This window comes from Mesorhizobium sp. B1-1-1 (genome assembly GCF_006442955.1).
Lineage (GTDB): Bacteria > Pseudomonadota > Alphaproteobacteria > Rhizobiales > Rhizobiaceae > Mesorhizobium.
In genome coordinates, this window is sequence record NZ_VFWW01000001.1 from 608,455 (window position 1) to 617,469 (window position 9,015).

Below are 9,015 nucleotides of genomic sequence, written 5' to 3' on the forward strand. Positions count from 1 at the left end.
ATCGGCGTACAGCGACCGCCGCCACAGTGTTGCACTAAAGCCAGACTGGCATCAGGGCGGGCCCTTTCGGGGCTTGGCACCCGCATGAATTTCAAGAATCACATGAATAATCGCCTCCAACTAACGGCAAACATGTCACTAAATGCCGATCGCTTGGGAACATGAGTGACCGGGCAATGGTTTCACGGGGTCGCCTGTGCAATAGACGGAATCGGGTTGCTCGGCGGCAAGGCTCGCGACAAAAGGGCGTTCCGCGGCCAATCGATGATAGACGTTCCCAAACGACATGCGTTCAAGGTGGCTTTCCGATGACCAGCTTCTCTTCCCGTGTTGCCACCGCTGCTTCCGCGATCCGCCGGATCTTTCCGGAAACGCCGCTGCAGGAGAACGACTATCTGTCGAAGAAGACCGGCGCGCGGGTGCTTTTGAAGCGCGAGGACCTGAGCCCGGTGCGCTCCTACAAGATCCGCGGCGCCTTCAACTTCTTCCGCAAGGCACTGGGCGAGGGCAATCAGGCCGAACTGTTCGTCTGCGCTTCCGCAGGCAATCATGCGCAGGGTTTCGCCTTCGTCTGCCGTCATTTCGGTAAAAAGGGCGTTGTATTCATGCCGGTGACGACGCCGCAGCAGAAGATCGACAAGACGCGGCTGTTCGGCGGCGACTTCGTCGAGATCAGGCTCGTCGGCGATTTCTTCGACGATTGCTATCGCGCCGCCATCGAATTCACCGAAAGCGCCGGCGCTCATATGGTGCCGCCCTTCGACCACAAGGACATCATCGAGGGACAGGCGACGGTCGCCTATGAGATCGCCCACCAGATGCCCGGCGCGGGCATGCCCGACATCGTCATGCTGCCGGTCGGCGGCGGAGGTCTGGCCGCGGGGGTGACGCACTACTTCGCCGATCAGGGGCGTGAGGCGCGCTTCGTCTTTTGCGAACCGGCAGGGGCGCCAAGCCTGCGCGAGAGCCTTGCGGCGGGAAAACGGCTCAAACTCGCCAAGGTCGATAATTTCGTCGACGGCGCGGCGGTCGCCGAGATCGGCCGTGAGCCCCTGCGTCACCTCAAGGACTTCGCCACCGACACGGTGCGGTTGATCCCGGAAAACCGGCTCTGCGCGACCATGATCGAGATGCTCAATGTCGAGGGCGTGGTGCTGGAGCCGGCCGGCGCGCTGGCTATCGATGCGCTGAAGGATTTTTCCAGGAAGGAAATCCGCGGCAAGACCATCGTGGCGGTGGTTTCGGGCGGCAATTTCGATTTCGAACGGCTGCCGGACGTCAAGGAACGGGCACTGCGCTTCGAGGGCCTGAAGAAATACTTCATCATCCGCTTTCCGCAGCGGCCGGGCGCGCTGCGCGACTTCCTTGAAATGCTGGGGCCGGACGACGACATCGCCCGGTTCGAATATCTGAAGAAGTCGGCACGCAATTTCGGCTCGGTTCTGATCGGCATCGAAACCAAGGATCGCCGCAATTTCGATCTGCTGAAAGCGAATTTCGAGGCCGAAGGCGTCCAGTATCAGGATATCACCGACAACGAGACATTGGCCGGGTTCATCATATGAGCGGAAACGTCTTCATCGCCCTGTTTTCAGGCATTAATGTCGGCGGCAACCGCATCGTCAGGATGGCCGAGTTGCGGGCGTTCTTGGAGGATCTCGGGTTTTGCGATGTCGCTACCTACGTGCAGAGCGGCAATGCGGTGTTCCGGGCCAAGGAAGGTGACGCCGCCACGCTGACCAAACAGATCGAAGCGGCTTTCGAGGAGAAATGGGGTTTTCATTCGCGCATCATGGTGCGCGATCTCGGCTGGGTCGAACGGCTGGTCAGGGAAAATCCCTATCCGGAGATTGCCGAGGAGCCGACAAAGCTGCACGCGTATGCGCTGGAGCGCGCGCCTACCGCCGAGGAGGCGGCGCGGCTGGCCGAAAAATGTACGGGTCCGGAGCGGTTCGAGATCAAGGGCGACGTGCTTTACCTGCATGCACCCGGCGGACTGGGCAAATCGGTGTTTGCCAATCTGATCCCACGCGTACTGAAGGTACCTGGCACTGCGCGCAACTGGCGCTCGGTGCTGGCGCTGCTGGAGATGGCTGGCAAGCCCGGCGGCGGCTGATTAATGCCTGCCGTAATGCGCGGACAAGAGCCTACGCCGCCTCGGCGCGTTTCCAGTCGAACGTCAGCTCCTCGCGAAACGCAAAGCGTTTGATGTGGTCGGCGACGACGCTTTCGAGGCGTTCGATAGAGCCGGGGTCGTCGCTCGATACGGTGATGTGCAGCGCAGCTCCGTCGGCATCCATGATGGTGCGGCCGAGCGAAAGGTCGATGGCGCCATGGTTGGGATCGAATTCCACGGGGAATTTGTGCGCCCAATGTTTGCACAATTGCTGCAGATAACGGCTTGCATGTGCGGTGGTGACATCGGCATGGCTGATCGTCATGAAGGGATCTCCGAGGGTGAAACGCACGAAACGGTGCCCGCTTTCGAGGCGGGCGCTATCGCCGCATAGATAGGCGCAAGCTCGCCCGCCGCCATAGGCCGGCTGCGGACCGCTCGAAAAGGTGATCGATCACCAGCTTCCGGTGTTCGGCATCGACGCCCACGGTTCGGCCTTTGCCTTCGCCGGACCTTTCTGCAGAAGCTCGATCGAGATTCCGTCCGGCGACTTGACGAAAGCCATGTTGCCGTCGCGCGGCGGCCGGTTGATGGTGACACCGCTGTCCATCAGCCGCTGGCAGGTGGCGTATATGTCGTCGACTTCATAGGCGAGGTGGCCGAAATTGCGGCCGCCCTTGTAGTCTTCCGGGTCCCAATTGTAGGTGAGCTCGACCAGCGGTGCTTTCTCGTCGATGCCGCTTTGCTCGTCTTCCGGCGCGGCCAGGAAGATCAGCGTATAGCGGCCCTGCTCGTTCTCGTAGCGGCGCACTTCCTTCAGGCCGAGCTTGTTGCAGTAGAAATCGAGCGAAGCATCGATGTCGGCGACGCGAACCATGGTGTGCAGATAGCGCATGTGATTTCCTCGACTTGTTGGGTTGCGGCGCAACATAGGGGTGGGCCGTCCAAAGGGCAAATCCCAGGCGGCTGCCGGCGCCGCCAAAGAACAAATCCGGTATTCGCATAATGAACCGTGAAAAAAGGCACGTCAGGTCTTGCACTCACCGGAAGCCGCAGTGTTAATCTGGTGTCAAGAATCAGTTGCGGTGTTCTTGAAAAAAGGGGGCATTCTTATGGGGGAAAAAGCCTCTTTGACGGGGCGGTCCGAAACCCTTGGCGACGCCATGAAGCGCGAGGAAGGCGGCGATGCCGTCGATCTGACCGAAATATCCGGCGCCATCAAGTGGTTCGATGTAGCCAAGGGCTATGGCTTCATCCTCCCGGATGACGGCGTTTCAGGCGACATCCTCCTCCACGTGACATGCCTTAGACGGGATGGTTTCCAGACTGCTCTGGAGGGAGCGCGCGTTGTCTGCCTCGTCAAGCAGGGCGAGCGCGGATTGCAGGCTTTCCGGGTTCTCTCGATGGATGTCACCACAGCGGTCCATCCCGCGGAAATGCAGGAACAGCGCACCCATGTCTCGGTGACGCCCGAAAGCGGGCTGGAGCGCGCCTTGGTGAAGTGGTTCAACCGCACCAAAGGATTTGGTTTCCTGACCCGGGGCGAGGGCACCGAGGACATCTTCGTCCATATGGAGACCTTGCGTCGCTACGGCATCACCGAGCTTCGGCCGGGGCAGGTCGTGCTTGTCCGCTTCGGGCGCGGCGACAAAGGCCTTATGGCTGCCGAAATCCACCCCGATATGGGAACCTTGCCGGTCGCGCATTAGGGCGGTTGCCGAGGATTTTCGCATGACACATAGGAACTGGCTGACGGCGGGCGCAATGTGCGTCCTGGCTGCGGTCATCGTCGCCGCGGCCGCCTATTTCTATTCGCCTGCACCGACGGCGGCCGACAGCCGGGTGATGACCCTGCCGGTGGACCCGACGCCGCTGGTCGTGGCGACGAAAGGCGGAGATCGCTCCTTTTCCATCGAAATCGCCGACACCGATGCTGAACGCGAGGCCGGCTTGATGTATCGCCAGGACATGGCGGACGATCACGGCATGTTGTTCGTCTTCGACATGCAGCAGCAGGTCAACTTCTGGATGCAGAACACGCCGATGCCGCTTGACCTGGTTTTTATCGGCCAGGATGGCAAGATCCGGGCGGTCAAGCACGGCGAGCCGCAATCCCAGGCGCTCATTTCGCCCGGCGTGCCGGTGCGCTTCGTGCTTGAGCTCAAGGCGGGCACCGCCGCCAGGAACGGTATCGATTATGGCGACCTGGTGCGCCATCCGGCCGTTGGCACCATATCAGGCCCCGAGGTGCCGCCATCGGACAATGGCGATGCGCCGAACGGCGGTGGCGGTTGAGGACGCGGGCAGTATAGCGGATGCAGTTTTTTTCCCACGACGGGTTCGATATCGCCTTCCTCGACCGCCAGCCGGAATCGGGCCGGGGCGATCCTGTGCTGATGATCCATGGCTTTGCCTCCAGCCATTACGTCAACTGGGTTTCGCCCGGCTGGTTCAAGACGCTGAACGATGACGGCTACCGCGCCATTGCGCTGGACAATCGCGGCCACGGCTCGTCATCGAAAAGCTACGAAGAGGCAGATTACACCCCGGCCCGGATGGCCTCGGACGCGGCTGCTTTGCTCGATCATCTCGGCATCGGGCGCGCCCATGTCATGGGCTATTCGATGGGCGCGAGGATAGCGGCATTCCTGGCGCTGTCGGATCCCGACAAGGTGGCGACGCTGGTCTTCGGCGGTCTCGGCATCGGCATGATCGACGGCGTCGGCGATTGGGATCCGATCGCGGCAGCCCTTCTTGCCGACGATCCGGCCAAGACCACTCATCCCCGCGGCCGTTCGTTTCGCGCCTTCGCCGACCAGACTCGCAGCGACCGCCGGGCGCTCGCGGCCTGCATCGCCACCTCCCGCGAGTTGCTGAGCGAGGATGAAATTGCCCGGATCGCCCAGCCGACGCTGATCGCCGTCGGCACCACCGATGACATTGGCGGCTCGCCCGACGAACTTGCCGCACTGATGCCCAACGCCAAGGCTTTCCACATCGAAGGCCGTGACCATATGCTGGCCGTCGGCGACAAGACCTTCAAGCGGCGTGTGCTGGAATTCTACGCCGAAAATCCGCTTTGACCCGGCGTAAGAGCCCGATAAACCGAAAGGCACAAGCCCGATATCACGCCGGTTTTTGCAGCGCTTCGAGCGACCGGGTGAGATTCAGCCTAGCCTGCTGCTCGAAGCGCCGGCGGAATTCCTCGCTGTGGAAGATGTGCGGGCGTGTCAGGAAGCTGTTCAGCACCGCGCCACGTCCGGCCCGCCATATCGGCTCCTCCACCCATTGATATTCGGCGCGGATCGCGCGCTCATAGGCATCGAATGCATCCGGCGCTGCGCCGAGGATCGACAGGTCCATGTCCAGGAAAAGAGCGGCGTCACGCACCGCGGCCGTGTCTTCGAAGCCCGGCAACTGGTGTGTTGCGGTGGCAAGGATCATGGCGCAGATGCGGCCGAGGCGCTGGGCGTCGATGCGGCCCGCGAGCTTTTTTTCCGCGAGCGCTGCGCTTTGCGCCTCGTTGTCCTTGGCCCGGCTGTCATAGACGGCGTCGTGGAACCAGATCGCCGCCTCGACGGCCTCGGGATCGCCGAGCAGCTTCCGGTACTCGCCGGCGAGCGCCAGCATCGCCTCGATATGGGCAAGGTTGTGGTAGTGGCGATCCCGTCCCTCATAGAGGGCGGAAAGCTCGCGTTTGAGGGCATTGTCGAGCAAGAGTTCATTTTCCATGCCGGCTTGAATTCCCGCGAACCAAATCCATTTGACAGAGCACTAAGGAAAATTGAGTTCAATCGTGCTATGATCTGGCTTATATGTGCGGCCCGACATTAGGCAAGGCGGCAGGACGACGTCGATGAACAGCATCAGCATTTCCCGACACAGCGCGTTGCAGCCGGTCGATCCGATCTGGCGCTCGATCCGTGACGAAGCGATGGACGCGGTCAATCGCGACCCGCTGCTCGCCGCCTTCCTCTATTCGACCATCCTCAACCAGGAGAGCCTGGAGGAGGCGGTCATCCACCGGCTGGCCGAGCGGTTGGCGCACCAGGACATAGGTTCCGATCTCATCCGCCAGACCTTCAAGTCGATGCTGGCCGACGACAAGGATTGGCCGACCATCGTGCGCGTCGATATCCAGGCCTATTACGACCGCGATCCGGCCTGCGACCGCTTCATCATGCCGGTGCTCTACTTCAAGGGATTTCACGCCATCCAGACCCACAGGCTGGCGCATTGGCTGTGGAACCAGGGGCGCAAGGATTTCGCGCTCTATCTGCAAAGCCGTTCGTCCTCGGTTTTCCAGACCGATATCAATCCGGCGGCCCGCATCGGCAAGGGCATCTTCATCGACCACGCCACCGGTCTGGTCGTCGGCGAGACAGCGGTCGTCGAGGACGACGTGTCGATCCTGCACGGTGTCACGCTCGGCGGCACCGGCAAGGCCGGCGGAGATCGCCACCCCAAAATTCGTCGTGGCGTCTTGATCGGTGCCGGCGCCAAGATTCTCGGCAACATCGAAATCGGCCATTGCTCTAAGATCGCCGCCGGTTCGGTGGTGCTGTCGCCGGTGCCGCATAACAAGACGGTCGCAGGCGTGCCGGCTCGCGTCGTCGGCGAGACCGGCTGCGACCAGCCGTCGCGCCAGATGGACCAGCTTCTGCCGTCGCAGACGATGGACCAGGTCGTCAGCTTCGACATCTAGTTTTACTGAGGGGCGTCGCGGAATTTCGCACTGCTCGCGCCGGCGGCTTCGATTGCCGTGCAATACGGCGAGCTTGCCTTTACATGGCCATCGTCGACGTGTCAGAAGCGCCGTTCAAACGAGCAAGCCCGACGATTGGAGAAGACTGTTGAAGCCTGACGAAATCAGAAAGCTGGACGCCTATTTCAAGCGCGTCTTCCAGAACCCCAAGCTCGAGGTCAAGGCACGGCCGCGCAAGGAGGATTCGGCCGAAGTCTATGTCGGCGACGAATTCCTCGGCATCGTCTTCAAGGACGAGGATGACGGCGACTACAATTTCTCGATGGCGATCCTCGACATCGATCTGGGCTGATCCTTGCATCCCATGGCGATGCCGGACGCAAACGCGACCGGCCTTTCCCGTCAACGTCCGGCCTTTAGGGCACGCCCGGCCTCGGCGGTGATTGCCGCGTCAAGCGCCTGCCAACCCCCCAGAAATTCCTTCGGGAAGCGATAGGTGAGGCTGAGATCCTCGCCGACATGGATGTCGCGCTCGCAAGGCGCCAGCGATTGTTCTGCTGCCGGCCCGCTCAGGCAGCGGGCCACGAATGGGTCCTTGCCGGGCCGGTTGCCGACAACGAGCACCTCGTTGAGGTAACCTGATTTCGCGTTGAAACCGTAAATCGTCGTGCCGCCCGGACCTGCCGTGCCGGGCTGCACGATCAGCGCGCTGTAGATCGGCCCGAAACGTCCGCTCATGTCGCGAGACATCATTTGCGGTTCGAAGGACAGGAAGACGATGCTTTTGGCTGGCCCCGTGTGGTTGAAATCGCCGCGGGCGGCCTCGCTGTAGCCATCCATCTGGGGATAGCGCAGATAGAGGTCGAGCCGCGAGGCGATGCCGTCGCGCCGCGCCTGTTCGAAACGGATAAAATTGGCAGGCACGGCGATGACATTGTTGCCGACCACCACCTTGCGCATCGTCGCATCATCCGTGTAGCCGGCCATGGCGATCGAATGGCCGAACCATTTGCCGCCCAGGCTGATTGCGACCGACAGCAGGGCGAGTGCTGCGAAGGCGTAGAACACCCGCTTCATCAGCGTGGAATCGACCACGGTGAATTGGGGGTCGTCGCGCGACGCTGCCTGCTTCATCTCTGTCCCCGGATTCCTGTCCCGTGACGGCACGCATCGCACGGCACGGCTCTTGCAGTCCTTCCAGCGACTGTGCGATTTCATGGTAAACGGAAGGTAAAGATGGGCCCGGTTGAGCTAACTGCGTTCGCTTTTCTTGTCGGGTTGACGGCTTGCGGGCTGGTCGGATCGGCGATGGAGTTGGTTGCCGGGCGCAAGGTCGCGTTCACCGAGCCTTATGTGTCCTCCGCGCACGTACTGCGTTCGCTCGCCGCCACCGCGTGCGCCGGGCCGTTCATGCTGCTCAACGATGCCTTGGACGCCGGCCGCGACGGTCGCATTTCGTCGGTGGCGCTGATTTCCTGTGGCTGCACGGCGGTCGCCTGGACGCTGGCGCTCGGCATCGTTCTTGTGGCCGTTGCGTGTTGGGAGGTGTCAACCTAGGGTCGTTCGACTTCCAGGCTTGAGACGAATCGGAGACCAGAAATGCCGCTTTATGCGATCGATGGCACCGAACCGAACTTCGCGGATGCGGGCTCAAACTGGATCGCGCCCGATGCGACGCTGATCGGCGACATCAGCATCGGCCGCAATGCCGGCTTCTGGTTCGGCGTCGTCATCCGCGGCGACAATGAACCTGTCGTGATCGGCGCCGACACCAACGTGCAGGAGCACACGGTCATGCACACCGATCCCGGCTTCCCGCTGACCATTGGCGAAGGCTGCACGATCGGCCACCGCGCCATGCTGCATGGCTGCACCATCGGCGATAACAGCCTGATCGGCATGGGCGCAATCGTGCTCAACGGCGCCAGGATCGGCAAGAATTCGCTGGTCGGCGCCGGCGCGCTGGTCACCGAAGGCAAGGAATTCCCGGACAATTCGCTGATCGTCGGCTCGCCGGCCAAGGCGATCAGGGTCCTGGACGAGGCTGCGATTGCAAGGTTGCGGGCCTCGGCCGCGCACTATGTCGCCAACGGCAGGCGCTTCAAGGCGGGTTTGGAGAAGGTCTAGGCCTCCGCCAGAAATGGCGGAGCCGGCCCGGGGACGGGGCCGGCTCCTTAGACCCGGTCGTTGGGAC

General features: G+C 62.0%; 13 protein-coding genes. 9 read left to right on the forward strand and 4 right to left on the reverse strand.

Features of this window, described 5'->3' with window-relative positions:
- Positions 1-308 precede the first annotated feature (308 nt).
- Together ilvA and FJ986_RS03070 are read left to right on the forward strand one after the other, a co-directional pair.
- Positions 309-1,565 carry a threonine ammonia-lyase IlvA gene (ilvA, locus tag FJ986_RS03065; protein ID WP_140666318.1) on the forward strand — a complete coding sequence of 419 codons (1,257 nt, stop codon included), beginning with the start codon at positions 309-311 and terminating at the stop codon, positions 1,563-1,565.
- Complete coding sequence (locus FJ986_RS03070; protein WP_140517654.1) at positions 1,562-2,116, forward strand: DUF1697 domain-containing protein; 555 nt, start codon at positions 1,562-1,564, stop codon at positions 2,114-2,116. Before ilvA ends, FJ986_RS03070 begins: the two co-directional genes overlap by 4 nt.
- A gap of 31 nt (positions 2,117-2,147) precedes the next feature.
- Here FJ986_RS03070 and FJ986_RS03075 read toward each other — a convergent pair whose 3' ends face one another.
- Entirely contained in the window at positions 2,148-2,441 is a 294-nt protein-coding gene (locus FJ986_RS03075; RefSeq protein WP_140522099.1) for a DUF2218 domain-containing protein, read from the reverse strand.
- Between the two features lie 129 nt (positions 2,442-2,570).
- Positions 2,571-3,011: a lactoylglutathione lyase gene (gene gloA / locus FJ986_RS03080; RefSeq protein ID WP_140522101.1), complete on the reverse strand. Its 441-nt coding sequence runs from the start codon at positions 3,009-3,011 to the stop codon at positions 2,571-2,573.
- A gap of 268 nt (positions 3,012-3,279) precedes the next feature.
- Between gloA and FJ986_RS03085 the strand changes: the two genes are divergently transcribed.
- Genes FJ986_RS03085 through FJ986_RS03095 form a run of 3 tightly spaced genes read left to right on the forward strand, consistent with a single transcriptional unit; the run spans position 3,280 to position 5,199 of the window.
- Positions 3,280-3,825, forward strand: a complete 546-nt coding sequence (locus tag FJ986_RS03085) for a cold-shock protein (RefSeq protein ID WP_181167391.1) — start codon at positions 3,280-3,282, stop codon at positions 3,823-3,825.
- A gap of 22 nt (positions 3,826-3,847) precedes the next feature.
- On the forward strand, positions 3,848-4,411 hold the full coding sequence (locus FJ986_RS03090) for a DUF192 domain-containing protein (protein WP_140625537.1): 564 nt from the start codon (positions 3,848-3,850) through the stop codon (positions 4,409-4,411).
- Positions 4,412-4,431: 20 nt separating this feature from the next.
- Positions 4,432-5,199: an alpha/beta hydrolase gene (locus FJ986_RS03095; protein ID WP_140558495.1), complete on the forward strand. Its 768-nt coding sequence runs from the start codon at positions 4,432-4,434 to the stop codon at positions 5,197-5,199.
- Between the two features lie 43 nt (positions 5,200-5,242).
- Here FJ986_RS03095 and FJ986_RS03100 read toward each other — a convergent pair whose 3' ends face one another.
- Positions 5,243-5,848: a hypothetical protein gene (locus FJ986_RS03100; RefSeq protein WP_140671719.1), complete on the reverse strand. Its 606-nt coding sequence runs from the start codon at positions 5,846-5,848 to the stop codon at positions 5,243-5,245.
- A gap of 124 nt (positions 5,849-5,972) precedes the next feature.
- Between FJ986_RS03100 and cysE the strand changes: the two genes are divergently transcribed.
- Positions 5,973-6,821 (forward strand): serine O-acetyltransferase, encoded by an 849-nt coding sequence (cysE, locus tag FJ986_RS03105; RefSeq protein ID WP_140671718.1) that lies wholly within the window; start codon positions 5,973-5,975, stop codon positions 6,819-6,821.
- A gap of 148 nt (positions 6,822-6,969) precedes the next feature.
- The gene (locus FJ986_RS03110) at positions 6,970-7,173 is read left to right on the forward strand and encodes a DUF3126 family protein (protein ID WP_019857879.1); all 204 of its coding nucleotides are present in this window, start codon (positions 6,970-6,972) and stop codon (positions 7,171-7,173) included.
- A 50-nt stretch (positions 7,174-7,223) separates the two neighbouring features.
- Here the strand turns inward: FJ986_RS03110 and FJ986_RS03115 are convergent, their stop codons facing one another.
- A complete protein-coding gene (locus FJ986_RS03115; protein WP_140673358.1) occupies positions 7,224-7,955 on the reverse strand; it encodes a hypothetical protein in 732 nt (243 codons plus the stop codon).
- Positions 7,956-8,057: 102 nt separating this feature from the next.
- On the opposite strand from FJ986_RS03115, the gene FJ986_RS03120 reads away from it, so the two are divergent.
- Together FJ986_RS03120 and FJ986_RS03125 are read left to right on the forward strand one after the other, a co-directional pair.
- Positions 8,058-8,378: a hypothetical protein gene (locus tag FJ986_RS03120; protein WP_140671715.1), complete on the forward strand. Its 321-nt coding sequence runs from the start codon at positions 8,058-8,060 to the stop codon at positions 8,376-8,378.
- Between the two features lie 42 nt (positions 8,379-8,420).
- Positions 8,421-8,948, forward strand: coding sequence for a gamma carbonic anhydrase family protein (locus FJ986_RS03125; protein ID WP_140493693.1), 528 nt, complete (start codon positions 8,421-8,423; stop codon positions 8,946-8,948).
- The last annotated feature ends 67 nt before the right edge of the window (positions 8,949-9,015 follow it).

Coding starts and splice junctions, on each gene's coding strand:
- ilvA (WP_140666318.1), top strand. CDS start 309: ATGACCAGCTTCTCTTCCCGTGTTGCCACCGCTGCTTCCGCGATCCGC.
- FJ986_RS03070 (WP_140517654.1), top strand. CDS start 1,562: ATGAGCGGAAACGTCTTCATCGCCCTGTTTTCAGGCATTAATGTCGGC.
- FJ986_RS03075 (WP_140522099.1), bottom strand. CDS start 2,441: ATGACGATCAGCCATGCCGATGTCACCACCGCACATGCAAGCCGTTAT.
- gloA (WP_140522101.1), bottom strand. CDS start 3,011: ATGCGCTATCTGCACACCATGGTTCGCGTCGCCGACATCGATGCTTCG.
- FJ986_RS03085 (WP_181167391.1), top strand. CDS start 3,280: ATGAAGCGCGAGGAAGGCGGCGATGCCGTCGATCTGACCGAAATATCC.
- FJ986_RS03090 (WP_140625537.1), top strand. CDS start 3,848: ATGACACATAGGAACTGGCTGACGGCGGGCGCAATGTGCGTCCTGGCT.
- FJ986_RS03095 (WP_140558495.1), top strand. CDS start 4,432: ATGCAGTTTTTTTCCCACGACGGGTTCGATATCGCCTTCCTCGACCGC.
- FJ986_RS03100 (WP_140671719.1), bottom strand. CDS start 5,848: ATGGAAAATGAACTCTTGCTCGACAATGCCCTCAAACGCGAGCTTTCC.
- cysE (WP_140671718.1), top strand. CDS start 5,973: ATGAACAGCATCAGCATTTCCCGACACAGCGCGTTGCAGCCGGTCGAT.
- FJ986_RS03115 (WP_140673358.1), bottom strand. CDS start 7,955: ATGAAGCAGGCAGCGTCGCGCGACGACCCCCAATTCACCGTGGTCGAT.
- FJ986_RS03120 (WP_140671715.1), top strand. CDS start 8,058: ATGGGCCCGGTTGAGCTAACTGCGTTCGCTTTTCTTGTCGGGTTGACG.
- FJ986_RS03125 (WP_140493693.1), top strand. CDS start 8,421: ATGCCGCTTTATGCGATCGATGGCACCGAACCGAACTTCGCGGATGCG.